The sequence below is a fragment of the Janthinobacterium agaricidamnosum NBRC 102515 = DSM 9628 genome (assembly GCF_000723165.1).
Lineage (GTDB): Bacteria > Pseudomonadota > Gammaproteobacteria > Burkholderiales > Burkholderiaceae_D > Janthinobacterium > Janthinobacterium agaricidamnosum.
Genome location: NZ_HG322949.1, coordinates 909,245 through 927,482 on the forward strand (window position 1 = coordinate 909,245; position 18,238 = coordinate 927,482).

An 18,238-nucleotide genomic window follows, 5' to 3' on the forward strand; every position below is an offset into this window, starting at 1 on the left:
TTGATGGATACAGGGCAACAAGTAGCATTGCTGCGCGGAATAAACGTCGGCCGCGCCAAGCGGGTAGCGATGGCCGACTTGCGCAAATTATTGGGCGACCTCGGTTATACCGACGTGCGTACCGTCTTGAACAGCGGCAATGTGGTGTTTGGCGCGGGCGGCGTGCCGCCGGCCGAGTCGGCGATCCGCATCGAAGAGGCGCTGGTGCTGAAATTGGGCGTGGCGGCGCGCGCCACCGTGCTCGACGCCGCGCAATTTGCCGCCATCATCGAGCAAAACAGCTTGCAGGCGCTGGCCGACGATCCGTCGCGGCTGCTGGTGTCGGTGCTCAACGATGCGGCCGACATGCAGCGCATCGAGCCCTTGCTGCGGCAGGATTGGGCGCCGGAAGCACTGGCGGTCGGGCAGTGGGCGGCCTATGTCTGGTGTCCGGGCGGCGTGCTGGCCAGCCGCGCCGCGACTGCGCTGGGCGTGTTGCTGGGCGACGCCGTCACGTCGCGCAACTGGTCGACGATGAATAAATTGCATGCCTTGCTCGCAGGCCAGCTGGCCGTGCTCTGATATCGCTTACAAGGAAAATTTTTCATACTTCGCTTCGTGGCCGGACAATAGCAGCAAGCCCAGGCCGACCAGCAGCATGATGGAGACCGGCGCTTCCGGCACGGGCGTGACGCCGATGCCGGCCAGGTAGGCGGCAAATGGGGTCTGCTGCGAATATGCCCGGCCGGCAGGCGGATTCAGCGCGGGTGCCATATAGTTATCGTTTTGCAAGCTCTCAAGGAGCCGGCCATACGGCGCATCCAGCTGCTCCCATGGAGTGCGCCGGGCTGTCAACCCTCTGCCATTCCAGTCCGGACTGGCGCCGCAATCGGCATAAACGTCGCAAGAAAACGTCTGGTACAGGGCTGGCTCATCGATGCCGGCGCTGAATGGAGCAGCCTGCGCCGCACCGCCGAAGCCGCATGCGAGCGCCAAGATGATCGTGTGTGCAGATCCAAATAGTGTCATTTCTTACCCCTGGCGTCATACGCTAACTACCTGAGTGGTGATAGCGCGATTTTTTATCGTCCAGTTGATATTAAAGCATCGATAGTAAATTTGCCATATTTTTTATTTGCGCATAATCAATATTATTATTCATTGTCTCAATTGTTATTTAATAATATTTCTACCCAGCTCAGCGGGCGCCCCAAGTCGTTCGTCACGCGAGGAAGCTGTCGGCAAACGCTTGCCGCGCCGGATGGCGTACCACGTCGCGGCGCCACACCAGCACGGTGCTGATCTGCGCCACGCTTGGCGGCAGCTGGTGGACCTGGACGGTATCGGCCAGGTCGCGCCGGCGCAGTATTTCCTTCGGCATCAGCGCCACGCCCATGCCGGCCGCGACGCAACCGATGATGGCTTCGAAGGTGCCGAACTCGATGGTGCGCACGGTGGCGACGCCGGCTTCGGCAAACCAGCCTTCCAGTTTGCGGCGGTAGGCGCAGCCGGCGCGGAACACCAGCAAGGATTTCTTGCGCACATCGTGCGGCGTGACGACCGGGTCATGCTCCTGGTCGGTCAGCAGCACCAGTTCTTCCTCGAATACCGTCATTTGTTCCAGCTCCGGCCGCTCGACCGGCGCCGCGACCAGCGCCACGTCGAGCCGGTAGCTGAGCACCGCTTGCAGCAAATAGTCGGTGGGGCCGCTATCGAGCAGCAGCTCGACTTCCGGATGGGCACGGTGAAATTTCGCCAGGTAAAACGGCATGCGTGCGGCGGCCGTGGTTTCCATCGCGCCGATTTGCAGCTTGCCGGACGGGCTGCGGTCGCCGCGCATCGAAGCTTCCGCTTCATCGGCCAATTGCAGCAAACGGTCGGTATATTGAAGCAAACGCGCGCCTTCCGCCGTGATCAGCAGCCGCCGCCCGCTGCGGTGGAAGAGCGTCACGCCCAGCGACTCTTCCAGTTGCGTCAGGCGTACCGACACATTCGATTGCACACGGTGCAACCTGGCCGCCGCCTTGGTGACGCTGCCTTCTTCCGCGACGGCTTTAAAGATCCGCAATGCCGATAAGTCCATCCCCTTCTCCATTCTCTATTTGTGATTGACGACTTCATTATTATTCATTTTTTTAAATGTGAATAGGGTTTTATAGTGAAGTCATCATTCACCGCAGTCTCATCATGGATTCCTTCATGCAAGCGCATCAACGCCCCTCGCCCGCCATCCTGTTGGCCAGCAGTTTTGCTTTTATCATCGTCCAGCTCGACGTCACCATCGTCAATGTGGCCTTGCCGCAAATTGGCCAGCAACTGGGGGCCAGCGTCAGCGATCTGCAATGGGTGGTCGACGCCTACACGCTCGGCTTTGCGGTATTCCTGTTGTCGGCCGGCGTGATGGGCGACAAGTTCGGCGCCAAAAAAGTATTCCTGACCGGCTTCGCCCTGTTCACCGTCGCATCGGTCGGCTGCGCCACGGCGCCGGTCGCCGATGTGCTCAATATTGCCCGGGCCATCCAGGGCATCGGCGCGGCGCTGCTGGTGCCGAGTTCTTTGTCGATTCTTAATTTTTCGTATGCGCATGACAAAAAGATGCTGGCCAAGGCGATCGGCTGGTGGACCGCCACCGGCGGCGCGGCGATCGCGGCCGGGCCGGTGATCGGCGGCCTGTTATTGTCGGTGGCTGGCTGGCGCAGTATTTTCTGGGTCAATGTGCCGATTTGCATCATCGGCTTTTTCTTGACACGCAAGGTGGTGCCGGTCATGCAGGGCAAGGACCCGGGCCGCTCGTTCGACATGCCGGGACAGTTGCTGGCGATTATCACCCTGACCGCCTTTATCGGCGCGGTGATCGAGGTGGAAGCGTTGGGCTGGAATCATTACCTGGTGCGTGGCGCGCTGTTGCTGTCGCTGCTGTCCGGCATCGCGTTCTTGCTGGTCGAGCGGCGCAGCACGGCGCCGATGTTGCCGCTGGTATTGTTCCGTCAAATCGGCTTTTCCGGCGCCGTACTGTTTGGCGTGCTGGTCAATTTCTCGTATTACGGCATCATTTTCGTGTTCAGTTTTTACCTGCAAAAAGTGCGCGGTTTTTCGGTGCTGGAAACCGGGCTGACCTTCTTGCCGCTGACGGGCACCTTCATCATTTCGAATATCAGCAGCGGCGCCATGTCGGTCCGCACCGGTTTGCGGGCGCCGATGGTATGGGGCGGCTTGATCGGCTGTAGCGGTTACGCCTTGCTGGGCGGGTTCGGTATTTCTTCCGACGCCACGTTTTTACAGATGTTGCCGGGGCTGGCGCTGATTCCAGCCGGCATGGGACTGGCGGTGCCGGCGATGACCACGTCGATCTTGTCCAGCGTCGGCCGGCACCAGGCTGGCACCGCGTCGGCGGTGCTCAATACGGCGCGGCAAGTCGGCGGCGCAATGGGGGTGGCCGTATTCGGTTCCATGGTTGCGTTCGGTTCCGGGCTGGAGATCATGGCCGGCATCCGCGGCGCGATGTTTGCCTCGGCATGCTTGCTGCTCGCCGCCGCGGCGATTGCCTACTGGTGCCGGGTGGGGCTGGCCCATCCAGTGGCGGTTCATGTATAAAGTCATGCATAAATAAAACACTGTTGTTTTTAGTTGCACCGTATTGGTGCACAATATATTGTTTGATATAGTGTTCCCATCCAGCTTATTTGATCGTTATTGGGAACCATCATGTGTACAGCCGCCGCCACTTTTGATCTCACCGCCATGCGCGGCTGCGCCGACCGCGCCAGCGCCTTGTTGAAGGCGATGGCCAATCCGGACCGCCTGCTGTTGTTATGTCAGTTATTGCAGGGCGAACATTGCGTCAGTGAACTGGAGCAGGCGGTCGGCATCGGCCAGCCCAGTTTGTCGCAGCAACTGGGCGTGCTGCGCGAGGAAATGCTGGTGGCGACGCGGCGCGACGGCAAGCAGATTTTTTACCGGGTCGCCAGCGACAATGTGCTGGCCGTGCTGCAAGTGCTGTACACCCAGTTTTGCACGGTGCAAGCCGTGCCGCAACGCGGCCGATGACCATCGACAGCCTGCATTTCACGCCATGGGCCGGAGCGGCGTAAACCATGGCGTGGCCACGGCGCGGTATACAATCGTCCCATCTTCCACCTCGACCCGGGACCCGGTACTGACGCATGATGACGACACCTACACGACGCGGCTGGTCCGCCACACTGGTTTTGCTGTTTTCCGCCTTGGCCTTGAGCGCTTGCTCATTCCTTAAAAAACAGCCGGATGGACCACGCGCGGCACCCGCCTTGCCGAATCCGCAAGTGCTGCTGCTGGGCGAAGTGCATGACAATGCCCAAGGCCACAAGGAGCGTTTCGACGATTTGCGGCGCCGGGTCGAAGCGGGCTGGCATCCGGCCATCGCGATGGAACAATTCGACCAGGAAAACCAGGCCTTGCTGACCCGCGCGCAACGGGATTGCCCGGACGCCGGCTGTGTCATCCGCGTCATGGAAGGCAAGGGCTGGGATTGGGAACTGTACAAGCCGGTCATCGACCTGGCGATTTTTTATCGCTTGCCGCTGATCGCCGCCAACCTGTCGCGCAGCGATGCGTCGCGTACCGTGCGCGACGGCGTGAAAACCACCTTCGATGCGGCGGCCGTGCAAGCTTACCGCTTGAACGATGCGTTGCCGGCCGATATAGTCGCGGGCCAGCAAAAGGAAATCATTGCCGGCCATTGCAATATGCTGCCCGACATGATGGTGGGCGGCATGGTCCATGCACAAATCGCGCGCGATATCTGGATGGCCAAGCTGATCCGCGCGCAGGCGCCGAACGATGTGGTGCTGATCGCCGGCAATGGCCACGTGCGCAAGGATTTCGGCGTCGCGCGCTGGCTCAATGAAATTGCTCCCAAGCTGACGATACGCAGTGTAGCGTACCTGGAACAAGCCGGCCCGCATGACGCGGCCGCGTTCGATGTGGTGCATTTGATTAAGGCGCAGCAGCGGCCCGACCCTTGCGCCAAATTCAACGTTAAATAAGAGCCTATCCCAGTAGTGAGCGTCTTGTTCTGGCCGCGCATCAGGAGCGCGGACCAGGCGTGAGAAGGAAGCGTGGCGCGCCACGCGACGACGATCAACGCAGTCCCCGTTCCTGAGGGGCGCCAGAAGAGGGCGTATTCATCTACTGGGATAGGCTCTAAGAGCGACCGACAACACGCCGATGGCGGTCTTGCATCGTCTTGCCTTGAACGTTTTGTCAGGCGCTCCAGGTATTCTTGCTACTGTCACCCCGGCCGGCCAATTCGGCCGGGGCAATATTGTGCGGTAAATTTCCCCTCCACATCTTCTTTTTTTGCCGAGTGTTGTATCTCGCGCAATGTCATTCTTGCGTCATATTGGCTCACTACAATCCGCCACAGTTGAGTTTGTGACATGCATGAATGCCGATGACTGCATGCGCCAGGCCTGCGCCGTTTTCTCCCCTCCCCACAACTGTACGAGAGAATTTCCATGCAACAGCGTAATTGTTTGAAGCTGAGTTTGAAACCGATGTGCCTGATCGTCCTGCAAGCGCTGGCCTGCTACGCCCATGCCGCACCGGCAGGCGATGCCCCGGCAGGCGAGGGCGCCGCCCCGGCCATGCAAGTGGTGGAAGTGACGGGCCAGGGCCAGTCGCGCCAGGTGCAAAACATCACCCGTGCCGACTTGCAAAAAACGATACCCGGCACCAGTCCGTTGCTGGCGCTGGAAAAATTGCCAGGCGTAAGTTTCCAATCGGCCGACCCGTTCGGTTCGTATGAATGGTCGACCCGTTTCAGCATCCGCGGCTTCAATCAAGGCCAGCTCGGCTTTACGCTGGATGGCGTGCCGCTCGGCGACATGAGCTACAGCAATAACAACGGCTTGCATATCAGCCGTGCGATTTCGTCGGAAAACATCGGCCGTGTCGCCGTCTCGCAAGGCGCCGGTACGCTGAGCACCGCCTCGACCAGCAACCTCGGCGGCACCGTGCAGTTCTACACGCTGGACCCGTCCGATACGATGGGCGTGACCGCCTCGCAAACGCTGGGCAGCGACAGCACTGCGCGCACGTTTGTCCGCGTCGATAGCGGCCTGTTGTCGACCGGCACCAAGTTCTACCTGAGCGGCACCCGCATGCGTTCGGACAAATGGAAGGGCGACGGTCCGCAAGACCAGGATCAGTTCAACAGCAAATTCGTGCACACGTTTGGCGACAACAAGTTGAGCGGCTTCTACAATTACTCGAGCCGCAGCGAAGTCGATTACCAGGATTTGTCGCTGGACATGACCAGGCGCCTCGGTTACAACTGGGATAACTATGCGCCGGACTGGCAACGCGCCGTCAACGCCGCCAAGGGTATCTTCACCGGCGGCGTGACCAGCCTGGACGATGCGTATTACCTGGGCCGCGGCTTGCGCAAGGATAACCTGGGCGGCGTGTCGCTGGACTTGCAACTGACCCCGGCCAGCGTGTTGAAGACCACCATCTATCACCATGACAACAAAGGCCAGGGCCACTGGTACACGCCGTACAATGCATCGTCGGCGACCGTGCCGATCTCGATCCGCACCACCGAATATTCGATCGGCCGCGACGGCGTGACCAGCGACCTGACCTGGGATGTCGCCAACCATACGATCAACGCCGGTTTCTGGGGCGAACGCAGCCTGCACACGCTGACCCGCAATTTCTATGCGGTCACCGACGGCACGTATCAAGATCATTTCTTGAGCAACCCGACCTCGACCGTCTTCAAGCAAGACTTCACCACCACCACGCGCCAATTTTATGTGCAAGACACGGTGTCGCTGCTGGATGACAAGATGAGCCTGAATTTCGGCTTCAAGAGCCCGAAAGTGGCGATCGAAGCCGTCAACCTGGTCGGCACCCGCGCCGCCGGCAATATCGAAGCGAAAAAGGCGTTCTTGCCGCAAGCCGGCATCACCTATCGCCTGAACCGGAACGATGAAATCTTCACCTCGTTCTCGCGCAATATGCGTGCCTACCAGCCTGGCATCACCGGCCCGTTTTCGCAAACCCAGCAAGCGTTCGACTTGACTTCCAGCCAGCTGAAACCGGAAACCTCGACCACCGTCGACCTCGGCATGCGCTTCAAGCGCGACGCCGTGCAAGGTTCGATCGCCGTGTATTACGCCGACTTCAAGGATCGCCAACTGTCGATCGCGACATGCGCCGGCATCGTCGGTTGCCCTAGCACCATCGTCAACGTCGGCAAGGTCGAAACCAGCGGCCTGGAAGCGCTGGCTGTGTGGAAAGTGGCGCGCGATGTGTCGTGGTTCAACTCCTTCACCTACAACAGCTCGAAATACAAATCGGACTACACGGATAACGGCAAGCTGGTCGCCGTGGCCGGCAAGGATGTGGTCGATGCGCCGCGCGTGATGTTCAATACCGAATTGTCCTACGAAAATGCGGACTGGTTCACCCGCCTCGGCGCCAAGTACACCGACAAGCGTTATTACACCTACACCAACGATGCGCAAGTCCCGTCGTTCTGGAACTCGACCTTGTCGGCCGGCTACAAGTTCAAGACGGTCGGCGCGTTCAAGGAAGTGTCGCTGCAGTTGAACGTCAGCAACCTGTTCGACAAGCAGTATTTCAGCACCATCGGCAGCAACGGTTTCCAGGCGTCCGATCCGAACGGCACCTTCGCCACCTTGCTGGCCGGTGCGCCGCGCCAGGTATTCTTGACCTTGAGCGGCAAGCTGTAATTTTTAACCGGTAATAAACCAAGGCACGGCGGGAAGCGATTCTTGCCGTGCTTTTTTGTATTGTGTTGATGGTAGCGAGTCAATCATGAAGCAATTCTGCAAGATGGCGATTTTCCTGGTGCTCAGCCTGCCGTTGCTGGCGGGCGCCGCCGTGCGCTTGGTCACCGGGCCGACGCCGATACCGGATGGCGACGCCAGGGCGGCCGGCGATATCACCGTGATCAACCAGAAGCTGGCGTTTGCGCTGGCGCTCGCGTCGCCGGTGCCGTATGGCGTGCCGCGCGGCGCCATCGTCGATGTCGCAGTGGTGAACAAGGGCAAGATCGGGCGCGACCGCGCCGTGTTTGCCGACTTTATTCCGAATAACTGGTCGGCCTGGCCCAACACCGACCAAAAGATCGAGATCCTGGAACGCGGCCCGCAACAGGTGGTGATACGGGCCGTGCGCGACTGGGGCAAGGTGACGATTAGCACCACGTACACCTTGAAAGACCAGGCCGACCGGGTCGAAATTTCGACCGTCATGACGAATGGCGGCGACACGGAATTGATGGGTTTGCTGTCCGGCCTGACGTATTGGCCGAAAGGCGGCTTTTTGTTCGGCGTGCCGGGCGCGCCGGCCAGCGGCGCGGCGCCGCATGCGCTGGCGCAACGGATGGTGGCCTATGACGAAGACTGGAGCGTTGCCTTGCACGCGTCGTATTTCGACCATGTCGAATATGGCTCCAAGGATTTATACCAGTCGCACACGCTGGCGCCGGGCGCCAGCCGCACCTTTTCCGGCTGGCTGCAAGTCGGGGCCAGCGGCGACCTGGCGCCGGTGATGCGCGCTGAAATCGCGCGTGGCCAGTTGCCGGCCGGTCGCCTGCATGGCCTGGTGTCCGGCGCCGATGGCAAGCCGGTGCAGAAGGCGGTGGTGGTGGTCGAAAAATCCGGCAAGCCGTATGGCTGGGCGCTCGCGCCGCAGGGGCGGTATCAACTGCAATTGCCGGCCGGCGACTATGTTTTTTATGCGACCGCCAAGGGGTATCGGCAAACGGCGAAACAGGCGCTGACGGTGGGCCGCGACGCCGATCTGACGCAAGACTTCCAGCAATTGCAGGGGCCGGGTTTGCTCCATGTTGCCGTCAAGGGCAGGCAAAGCGGCCAGCCGCTCGATGCGCGCATCGTCATCGCCGAGGGGCAGCAGCCGGTGGTCGAGTTTCTCGGCAAGAAGACTTTTTTGACTGAATTGGAACGCAAGGGGCGGGCCGACCTATCGCTGGCGCCCGGCGATTATGTATTGAAGGTGGCGGCGGGCGGCGGTTTCCTGTCCGAACCGGCCAGCATCCCGCTGCATATCGCCGCCGGCAGCGAACAAAGCGTGCCGGTCGCATTGATTCCGTTTGCCGACCCGGCGGCGCGCGGCTGGTTTGGCGCCGACCTGCATCACCATGCGGACCAGGCCGAGGCGGTGACGCCGCCGGCCGACCTGGCCCGCTCGCAACTGGCGGCCGGCCTGGATCTGCTGTTTGTCAGCGACCATGACACGATGGTCAACCTGCCGGCCTTGCAGCGTATCGCCGGGCGCCGCCGCATGCCGTTGATCGGTTCGATGGAATTGTCGGCGTCGTGGGGACATTTCAACGCGTATCCCCTGGCTGGCGGGCAAAAATTGGCGATCGACATGAGCACCGCGACGGTCGAGCAGATTTTTGCCGAAGCGCGCCGGCTGGGCGCCGGCATCATCCAGGTGAACCATCCGTTCATTCCCTACGGCTACTTTGCCAGTGTGGATAAGCAGGTCGCGCCGGGCGGTTGGAATCCCGGCTACGACGTGGTCGAAATCAATGCCAGCGTGCCGGGCGACGACGGCAAGGTCTTGAAAAAACTGTGGGACGACTGGAACCACGGCCGTCCGTATTACCTGGCCGGCGGCACCGACGTGCATGACGTGTGGAACGATGAATCGGGCCGGGTGCGCACTTTTGCTCATGTCGACGGTCAATTGACTGCCGCCAGTTTCAGCGCGGCATTGAAGGCTGGCCGCGCCTATATCAGCCATGGCCCGCTGATTTTTCCGGACATCATGTTTGGCGAGCATTTGAGCAAGCCGCCGGCGGTGCTGGGTTTCGAGGTGCAAGCGTTAGCCGGTATCAAGCGGGTCGACCTGATCGCCGACGGTGTGGTGCTGGACAGCTTGTCGTTCGATGAGGTTACGCGCAGCAAACGCATCGACTTCATGCTCGCCGCGCAGTCGTCGACGGCTGGCTGGTATGCGCTGGTGGTCGAAGACCGCGACGGCCGCAAGGCGTACACCAACCCGGTCTGGGTCGATGGCGAGAAGCCGTAATTATTTCTGCATGCGCACCAGCGCGCTGACCTTGTCCGCCGTCGCCAGCAGCTTCGGCCGCGTGTGTTCCAGCAAATGCGATATCGACGGACCGGTGACCTGGCCGCTGACATTGATCGCGGCGACGACTTTGCCGCTGCGGTCGAACACCGGCGCGGCCAGCGCCACCAGGCCTTGTTCCAGTTCTTCGATCACCAGGCTCCAGCCTTGGCGGCGCACCTTGGCTATCTCTTCCAGCAATTGTTGCTGGTCGGTCACGGTGTGCGGCGTCAATTTCAGCAAGGCCATTTTGGACAAGCGTTCGCGCAGTTGTTCCGGCGCCAGGCCGGCCAGCATCACCCGGCCCATCGAGGTGCAATAAGCGGGCAGGCGGCTGCCGATGCCGAGGTTGATCGACATGGTCTTGTGCGCCGACAAGCGCACCACATAGACGATGTCGTCGCCGTCGAGCACGCTTGCCGAACAGGATTGGCGCAAGCTTTGCGTCAACTCTTCCAGCACCGGCTGGGCCTGGGTCCAGATCGGCAGCGACGACAGATAGGCGTAACCGAGATCCAAGACTTTGGGCGTCAGACGGAACAAACGGCCGTCCGCTTCCACATATCCCAGATGTAGCAAGGTCAACAAGATGCGGCGCGCGCCGGCCCGCGTCAAGCCGCTGCGTTCCGCCACGTCGCTCAAGGTTTGCGCCGGGGCGTCGGCGCCGAAACTGCGCAGCACCGCCAGCCCGCGCGCGAACGATTGCACGTAGCTGTCGCCGGGACGTGGCGTGCCGGCGTCGCTGGAAGGCAAGCCGGAGCCGGATGGAGTCTTGCTATCGGTCATGAATATTCCGTTTCATTAAGGTAGCGATTATAGCCACGGGGGCCAAAAGCGCGTGGTTTGTCGCCAATCGGCGGCAGACAAATCGCCAAATATTCTGCTACTATAGTTCTAAATACGAATATTTGTTCGCTATAAGAACAATGAATGAGCAAATAATCTGAAAAATGACAAGCAGATTTTCTTCCGGAGTAGCACATGATTAATAAATTATTGCCGTCCGTGGCCGAGGCGCTGGCCGATATCCACGACGGCGCGACGGTCATGATTGGCGGTTTCGGCGGCGCCGGCCAGCCGGCCGAATTGATCGACGGTTTGATCGCGCAAGGCGCGCGCGAGTTGGTGATCGTCAACAACAACGCCGGCAATGGCGACAGCGGCCTGGCGGCCTTGCTGAACAACGGCCAGGTGCGCAAGATCATTTGCTCGTTCCCGCGCCAGGCCGATTCGCATGTGTTCGACGCCTTGTACCGGGCCGGCAAGCTGGAACTTGAATTGGTGCCGCAAGGTAATCTGGCCGAACGCATCCGCGCCGCCGGCGCCGGCATCGGCGGCTTTTTCACGCCGACCGGTTACGGCACCGAGCTGGCCAAGGGCAAGGAAACCCGCGAAATCGGTGGCCGCATGTATGTGCTGGAAGCGCCTATCCACGCCGACTTCGCCTTGATCAAGGCCGAGCGGGGCGACCGCTGGGGAAATTTGACTTACCGCAAGACGGCGCGCAATTTCGGCCCGATCATGGCCAGCGCCGCCAAGGTGACCATCGCGTCGGTGCATGACATCGCCGAGCTGGGCGCGATCGATCCGGAAATCGTCGTCACGCCCGGCCTGTTCGTGCAGCGCGTGGTGCAAGTGCCGCGCAGCGCCACCGGGCCGGCCGGATTCAAAACTACTGCGGGAGCATAAGATGGCGGACGAGATGACGACACGGATGAAATGGAGCCGGGACCAGATGGCGGCGCGGGTCGCGCGCGATATCCCGGATGGCGCGGTGGTCAACCTCGGCATCGGCTTGCCGACGCTGGTGGCCAACCATTTGCCGGCCGACCTGGAAATTGTGCTGCATAGCGAAAATGGCGTGATCGGCATGGGGCCGGCGCCGGCCGCCGGCGATGAAGATTACGACTTGATCAACGCCGGCAAGCAGCCGGTCACCTTGTTGCCGGGCGGCAGCTTTTTCCACCACGCCGACAGTTTTGCGATGATGCGCGGCGGCCACCTCGACGTGTGCGTGCTGGGCGCGTTCCAGGTATCGGCCGGCGGCGACCTGGCCAACTGGCATACCGGCGCGGCGGATGCGATTCCGGCCGTCGGCGGGGCGATGGACCTGGCCATCGGCGCCAAGAAAACCTATGTGATGATGGAACACCTGACCAAGGGCGGCGACAGCAAGCTGGTGCCGGCCTGCACCTATCCGCTGACCGGCATCGGCTGCGTCAGCCGCATCTATACCGACCTGGCGGTGATCGACGTGGGACCGTCCGGCGCCTCGGTGATCGAACTGGCCGATGGCTGGACTTTCGACGCCGTGCAAGACATCACCGCCGTGACGCTCAGCGACGCGCGTCAAGCTAACTAACCTGGGAACTATATGAACCACGCTTTTATTTGCGACGGCCAACGCACCCCGTTCGGCCGCTACGGCGGCAGCCTGTCCGGCGTGCGCGCCGACGACCTGGGCGCATTGCCGATCCGTGCCTTGATGGCGCGCCATCCGCAAGTCGACTGGGCCGCGGTCGGCGACGTCATCTATGGCTGCGCCAACCAGGCCGGCGAAGACAACCGCAACGTGGCGCGCATGGCCGCACTGCTGTCCGGCTTGCCGCTCGAGGTGCCGGGTGTGACCGTCAACCGCCTGTGCGGTTCCGGGCTGGATGCGATCGGCACGGCGGCGCGCGCGATCAAGAGCGGCGAAGCGGGCTTGATGATCGCCGGCGGCGTCGAAAGCATGAGCCGCGCGCCGTTCGTGGTCGGCAAGTCGGACAGTGCGTTTGCGCGCGGCATCAAGATGGAAGACACCACCATCGGCTGGCGTTTCATCAACCCGTTGATGAAGGCGCAATACGGCGTCGACACGATGCCGGAAACGGCGGAAAACGTCGCCGCCGACTACGGCATCAGCCGTGCCGACCAGGACCAGTTTGCACTGGCCAGCCAGCTCAAGGCGCTGGCCGCGCAGCAGGCCGGCGTGTTCGACAGTGAAATCACGCCGGTGTCGATCGCCCAGAAAAAGGGCGATCCGCTCATCGTCAGCCGCGATGAACATCCGCGCGCGACCACGCTGGACACGCTGGCCAAATTGAAGCCGGTGGTGCGTCCGGACGGCAGCATTACCGCCGGCAATGCGTCCGGCGTCAACGACGGCGCCGCCGCCTTGCTGCTGGCCGACGAAGCCAGCGCCGCGCGCCATGGCTTGAGACCGGCAGCCCGCGTGGTGGCGATGGCGACCGCCGGCGTGGCGCCGCGCGTGATGGGCATCGGCCCGGTCGCCGCGACCCGCAAGGTGCTGGCGTTGACCGGCCTGAGCATGAACGATTTCGACGTCATCGAACTCAATGAAGCGTTTGCCGCGCAGGGACTGGCGGTGCTGCGCCAGCTGGGTTTGCAAGACGCCGATCCGCGCGTCAACCCGAATGGCGGCGCGATTGCGCTGGGCCATCCGCTGGGCGCGTCCGGCGCGCGGCTGGCCATGACGGCGGTTAACCAGTTGCAGCGCACGGGCGGGCGCTATGCGCTGTGCACCATGTGCATCGGCGTCGGCCAGGGCATTGCGCTGGTGCTGGAACGGGTTTGAGGTTTTGAGTGAGGGCGCCTGAATGTTTTGCCAGGCGCTCTCAAGACATATTTACTACAACAATATCTGGGAGACAAAAAATGACAACATCCTACGCCAGCCTGACGTCGGGCCAGCGCATCAAGGCGATTATCGGCGCTTCGTCCGGCAACCTGGTCGAATGGTTCGACTTTTACATTTATTCCTTTTGCGCGCTGTATTTTTCGCACGCGTTTTTCCCGGAAGGTAATCCAACCACGCAATTGCTGCAAACCGCCGGCATCTTTGCCGCCGGCTTCCTGATGCGACCGGTCGGCGGCTGGCTGTTCGGCCGCATCGCCGACAAATACGGCCGCAAGCAATCGATGATGATTTCGGTGCTGATGATGTGCGGCGGTTCGCTGATGATCGCCGTGATGCCGACCTACGCGACGATAGGCGCGGCCGCCCCGTTCCTGCTGCTGGTGGCGCGTTTGTTCCAGGGCTTGTCGGTCGGTGGCGAATATGGCACCAGTGCAACCTATATGAGTGAAGTGTCGGAATCGGGCAAGCGCGGTTTCTTTGCGTCGTTCCAGTACGTGACGCTGATCGGCGGCCAGTTGCTGGCGCTGCTGGTGCTGGTGGTCTTGCAGCAATTGCTGACGGTCGAAGAATTGCGCGCCTGGGGCTGGCGCATTCCGTTCGTGCTCGGCGCGGCCGCCGCGCTGATTTCGCTGTACCTGCGTAAATCGCTGACCGAAACCACCACCGCCGAAGAGCGCAAGGACAAGGACGCCGGCAGCTTGCGCGGCTTGCTGAAGCACAAGCGCGCCTTTATCACCGTGCTCGGCTTTACCGCCGGCGGCTCGCTGATCTTTTACACCTTCACCACCTATATGCAGAAATACCTGGTCAACACGGCCGGCATGGAGACCAAGACCGCCAGCGCGGTGATGACCGGCGCGCTGTTCGTCTACATGGTGATGCAGCCGCTGTTCGGCGCGATTTCGGACCGTATCGGCCGGCGCACCTCGATGTTGTGCTTTGGCGCCTTGTCGACCTTGTGCGTATTGCCGGTGATGCATACCTTGAAAGACATCAGCAACCCGTACGCGGCGTTCGGCCTGATCGTGCTGGCGCTGGCGATCGTCAGTTTTTATACCTCGATCAGCGGCTTGATCAAGGCCGAAATGTTTCCGGTCGAAGTGCGCGCACTGGGCGTCGGCCTGTCGTACGCGGTGGCCAATGCGGCGTTTGGCGGATCGGCCGAATACGTGGCGCTGCTGTTCAAGTCGATGCATGTGGAAGACTATTTTTATATCTATGTCACCATCATGTGCGCGCTGTCGCTGCTGGTGGCGATCCGCATGCCGGACCCGGGCCGCTCCGGCCTGCTGAAATAAGCTGGCTGCAGTACTATATGGCTACGGCAGGCGGGCCGATCCGCGCAGCGCCTGCCTGTTGACTGTCTTGTGAAAAAAATGCCATCAGGAGTTGATATGCAATATGTAATCGAAACGCCGGTCCAGGCGGCGGTGCCGGTCGCCGGCAGTGAGGCATGGTTTCCGGTACACCGGATTTATTGCGTCGGCCGTAACTATGTCGAGCATGCGAAGGAAATGGGCCATACCGGCCGTGAAGCGCCGTTCTTTTTCATGAAACCGGCCGACGCCGTATTGCCGGTCGCGGCCGGCACTACCGGCAACATGCCTTATCCGAGCCAGACCGCCGATCTGCACCATGAAATCGAACTGGTGGTGGCGATCGGCAAGGGCGGGCGCGACATCAGCACCGCCGACGCGCTGTCGCATGTGTGGGGCTATGCGGTCGGGCTGGACATGACGCGCCGCGACTTGCAGGGCGAAGCGAAGAAACTGGGCCGTCCATGGTGCACCGGCAAGGGTTTCGATTATTCGGCGCCGATCGGCCCGATCTTTCCGGTGGCCGACGCCGGCGCCGTTGACGCGGCGGCGATTTCGCTGACCGTCAACGGCGAACCGCGCCAGGCAAGCACGACCGGCAAGCTGATCTGGAACGTTGCTGAAACGATTTCGATCCTGTCGACACTGTACCAGTTGCAGCCGGGCGACCTGATCTTCAGCGGCACGCCGGAAGGCGTGGCGGCGGTCAGCCAGGGCGACTTGCTGGTCGGCGCCATCGACGGGCTGGGCGAGTTGCGCGTCAAGCTTGTATAAGAGTATCAAGCGGAGTATCAAGCGGTTCAATCGGACGACAGGCAAAACCCGCATGGCTCATGATGAGTGATGCGGGTTTTTTTGTTGATGATCGTTGCATGCCAATTAAGGAGGTTCCCCATCATGATGAGCACCATCTACGCCAGCGCCCAGCCGACGCGGGCCGATATCGATGCGCTGCCCGGCCCGGCACTGCTGGAATTCGGCGCCGGCTGGTGCGGCCATTGCCGTGCGTCGGAAGCCGTGCTGGCCCATGTGTTTAGCGATTATCCCGATGTGCGCCATCTCCGGGTCGAAGACGGCAGCGGCCGCGCGCTGGGCCGCTCGTTTCGCGTCAAGCTGTGGCCAACCATGATCTTCCTGCAGGATGGCATCGAAGTGGCGCGCCTGGTGCGTCCGCTCGACGCCGGCGCGATCCGCGACGCGTTTGCGCTGATCCGTCCCGCCGCCTGAGCCGCCGGCATCGTCCTGCGTCGCGTTATTCACTGCTGACTCACTTGCCGCACGGCAAGCGGGCAGGTATCATGAATGTAACAGCAAGATCGACGGCATCCCGAACCGGATGTTGGCGCAAGACTCGCCGGCCAAGTGATCGCACTTGGCCGCAGGCATGCCGGTACATCACAAATGTTCGCGCGCCGCGATCGCTTGGCGCCGGTCGGCACGGTATGTCATGCAATCGCTGGCCCGAACACGTCTCCCATCCCCGGACGACTCCCTTGCCGTATCTGTTCAATCAGATACCCGACCCTGTTTTCATGTGTCGCGAGCAGCGCCTGGCTGATTTCCTTCGGCTACGCGGGATACATTCTATTTTGCAAAAAAAGCACTGCATGTAACGCGCGTGGCGGATATGATGTTGATAGCGAGGCGGAGACACCACGCTGATCGGTGCACATGAATGAAACTGAGCTGACTGACCTGACTGACAATAACCCTGAGCATGCAGGGGCCTTCATATCACTCCCAATCAAGGAGAGCAGTAATGAGCAAGCATCAAGCCGGCGCCGTCAAGGCGAACTCACCCGGTACCGTTTTATTTGCCAGCCTGATCGGCACCACCATCGAATTCTTCGATTTTTATATTTACGCGACCGCCGCCGTGCTGGTCTTCCCGAAATTGTTTTTCCCGGCTGGCGACCCGTCGGCCGCCGTGCTGCAATCGCTGGCGACGTTTGCCATCGCCTTCTTCGCGCGGCCGGTCGGTTCGGCGCTGTTCGGCCACTTCGGCGACCGCATCGGCCGCAAGGCCACGCTGGTCGCGGCCTTGCTGACCATGGGCTTGTCCACCGTCATCATCGGCTTGCTGCCGACTTACGCGATGATCGGCACCGCCGCGCCGCTGTTGCTGGCGCTGTGCCGCTTCGGCCAGGGGCTCGGCCTGGGCGGCGAATGGGGCGGGGCGGTCTTGCTGGCCACCGAAAACGCGCCGCCGGGCAAACGCGCGTGGTATGGCATGTTCCCGCAACTGGGCGCGCCGATCGGCTTTTTCCTGTCGGGCGGCATCTTTTTGCTGCTGAGCGAAACGCTGAGCGATGCGCAATTCTTCAGCTACGGCTGGCGCATTCCGTTCCTGGCCAGTGCCTTGCTGGTTATCGTCGGTTTGTATGTGCGCCTGAAAATCACGGAAACCCCGGCGTTCCAGAAAGTGCTGGAAAAGAACGAGCGCGTCAAATTGCCGGTCGCTACCGTGTTCCGCGACCATGGCCGCATGCTGCTGCTCGGCACTATCGCCGCGATGGCCACCTTCGTGCTGTTTTACCTGATGACGGTGTTCGCCTTGAGCTGGGGTACCACCAAGCTGGGTTTCACGCGCAAGGAGTTCCTGATCCTGCAATTGTTCGCGGTGCTGTTCTTTGCGCTGACGATACCGCTGTCGGCCGTGCTGGCCGACCGCCACGGCCGCCGTTTGACGCTGATTCTGGTATCGGCCGCGATTGTCATCTTCGGCCTGGTGCTGGCGCCGATGTTCGGTTCCGGCAATGTCTGGGAAGTGACCCTGTTCATGTCTATCGGCCTGGGCTTGATGGGGATGACGTACGGCCCGCTGGGCACCATGCTGTCGGAACTGTTCCCGGCCGAAGTGCGCTACACCGGCTCGTCGCTGACTTTTAATCTGGCCGGCATCCTCGGCGCCTCGCTGGCGCCGTACGCGGCGACCTGGCTGGCCACCAATCATGGCCTGCAATATGTCGGTTATTACCTGTCGAGCGCCGCCTTGCTGACGCTGATCGCCTTGCTGCTGGTGGGCAAGCCGGTGAAGGGCAAGGAAGCGTGGGCTGAATAAGTTTCCGGCGTTTATCTGAATTGCCCCGTAAGGCCGCCAGCGTGATGTCGGCGGCCTTTTTTCATGGAGCGCATGCCAGCGGTATCAAGGTGGCGGTTCGCCAGCAGTGGCATATTGGCAGAGTGTGCTTCT

Annotated in this window: 16 protein-coding genes; 13 read left to right on the forward strand and 3 right to left on the reverse strand. The window is 61.4% G+C overall.

Features of this window, described 5'->3' with window-relative positions; genetic code table 11:
- Positions 1-3 precede the first annotated feature (3 nt).
- Entirely contained in the window at positions 4-561 is a 558-nt protein-coding gene (locus GJA_RS03860) for a DUF1697 domain-containing protein (RefSeq protein WP_038489013.1), read from the forward strand.
- A gap of 6 nt (positions 562-567) precedes the next feature.
- On the opposite strand, the gene GJA_RS27090 is transcribed toward GJA_RS03860, so the two are convergent.
- Together GJA_RS27090 and GJA_RS03870 are read right to left on the reverse strand one after the other, a co-directional pair.
- Positions 568-975 carry a hypothetical protein gene (locus tag GJA_RS27090; protein ID WP_144241416.1) on the reverse strand — a complete coding sequence of 136 codons (408 nt, stop codon included), beginning with the start codon at positions 973-975 and terminating at the stop codon, positions 568-570.
- 226 nt (positions 976-1,201) lie between these two features.
- The gene (locus tag GJA_RS03870; RefSeq protein WP_038489017.1) at positions 1,202-2,062 is read right to left on the reverse strand and encodes a LysR family transcriptional regulator; all 861 of its coding nucleotides are present in this window, start codon (positions 2,060-2,062) and stop codon (positions 1,202-1,204) included.
- 116 nt (positions 2,063-2,178) lie between these two features.
- Here GJA_RS03870 and GJA_RS03875 point away from each other — a divergent pair, with 116 nt between their 5' ends.
- The 5 genes from GJA_RS03875 to GJA_RS03895 all read left to right on the forward strand — a co-directional run bounded on the left by GJA_RS03875 (position 2,179) and on the right by GJA_RS03895 (position 10,050).
- Positions 2,179-3,573 carry an MFS transporter gene (locus tag GJA_RS03875; RefSeq protein ID WP_038498622.1) on the forward strand — a complete coding sequence of 465 codons (1,395 nt, stop codon included), beginning with the start codon at positions 2,179-2,181 and terminating at the stop codon, positions 3,571-3,573.
- A 111-nt stretch (positions 3,574-3,684) separates the two neighbouring features.
- On the forward strand, positions 3,685-4,026 hold the full coding sequence (locus GJA_RS03880) for an ArsR/SmtB family transcription factor (protein ID WP_081905238.1): 342 nt from the start codon (positions 3,685-3,687) through the stop codon (positions 4,024-4,026).
- 116 nt (positions 4,027-4,142) lie between these two features.
- Positions 4,143-5,003 (forward strand): ChaN family lipoprotein, encoded by an 861-nt coding sequence (locus tag GJA_RS03885; protein ID WP_038489020.1) that lies wholly within the window; start codon positions 4,143-4,145, stop codon positions 5,001-5,003.
- A 471-nt stretch (positions 5,004-5,474) separates the two neighbouring features.
- Entirely contained in the window at positions 5,475-7,718 is a 2,244-nt protein-coding gene (locus GJA_RS03890) for a TonB-dependent receptor (protein ID WP_242404443.1), read from the forward strand.
- Between the two features lie 85 nt (positions 7,719-7,803).
- The gene (locus GJA_RS03895; RefSeq protein WP_038489022.1) at positions 7,804-10,050 is read left to right on the forward strand and encodes a CehA/McbA family metallohydrolase; all 2,247 of its coding nucleotides are present in this window, start codon (positions 7,804-7,806) and stop codon (positions 10,048-10,050) included.
- On the opposite strand, the gene GJA_RS03900 is transcribed toward GJA_RS03895, so the two are convergent.
- Positions 10,051-10,875: an IclR family transcriptional regulator domain-containing protein gene (locus GJA_RS03900; RefSeq protein ID WP_038489024.1), complete on the reverse strand. Its 825-nt coding sequence runs from the start codon at positions 10,873-10,875 to the stop codon at positions 10,051-10,053. It abuts the gene before it with no gap.
- Between the two features lie 195 nt (positions 10,876-11,070).
- Between GJA_RS03900 and GJA_RS03905 the strand changes: the two genes are divergently transcribed.
- The 7 genes from GJA_RS03905 (at position 11,071) to GJA_RS03935 (ending at position 18,106) form a co-directional block, all read left to right on the forward strand.
- Positions 11,071-11,778, forward strand: coding sequence for a 3-oxoacid CoA-transferase subunit A (locus GJA_RS03905; protein WP_038489026.1), 708 nt, complete (start codon positions 11,071-11,073; stop codon positions 11,776-11,778).
- A 13-nt stretch (positions 11,779-11,791) separates the two neighbouring features.
- Positions 11,792-12,451, forward strand: coding sequence for a 3-oxoacid CoA-transferase subunit B (locus GJA_RS03910; protein WP_422567902.1), 660 nt, complete (start codon positions 11,792-11,794; stop codon positions 12,449-12,451).
- A 12-nt stretch (positions 12,452-12,463) separates the two neighbouring features.
- Entirely contained in the window at positions 12,464-13,666 is a 1,203-nt protein-coding gene (gene pcaF, locus GJA_RS03915) for a 3-oxoadipyl-CoA thiolase (RefSeq protein ID WP_038489029.1), read from the forward strand.
- A gap of 80 nt (positions 13,667-13,746) precedes the next feature.
- On the forward strand, positions 13,747-15,027 hold the full coding sequence (locus tag GJA_RS03920; RefSeq protein ID WP_038489030.1) for an MFS family transporter: 1,281 nt from the start codon (positions 13,747-13,749) through the stop codon (positions 15,025-15,027).
- 96 nt (positions 15,028-15,123) lie between these two features.
- Positions 15,124-15,819: a fumarylacetoacetate hydrolase family protein gene (locus tag GJA_RS03925; RefSeq protein ID WP_038489032.1), complete on the forward strand. Its 696-nt coding sequence runs from the start codon at positions 15,124-15,126 to the stop codon at positions 15,817-15,819.
- A gap of 126 nt (positions 15,820-15,945) precedes the next feature.
- Positions 15,946-16,272 (forward strand): thioredoxin family protein, encoded by a 327-nt coding sequence (locus tag GJA_RS03930; RefSeq protein ID WP_038498628.1) that lies wholly within the window; start codon positions 15,946-15,948, stop codon positions 16,270-16,272.
- 532 nt (positions 16,273-16,804) lie between these two features.
- Complete coding sequence (locus GJA_RS03935; protein ID WP_038489034.1) at positions 16,805-18,106, forward strand: MFS transporter; 1,302 nt, start codon at positions 16,805-16,807, stop codon at positions 18,104-18,106.
- Positions 18,107-18,238 lie beyond the last annotated feature (132 nt).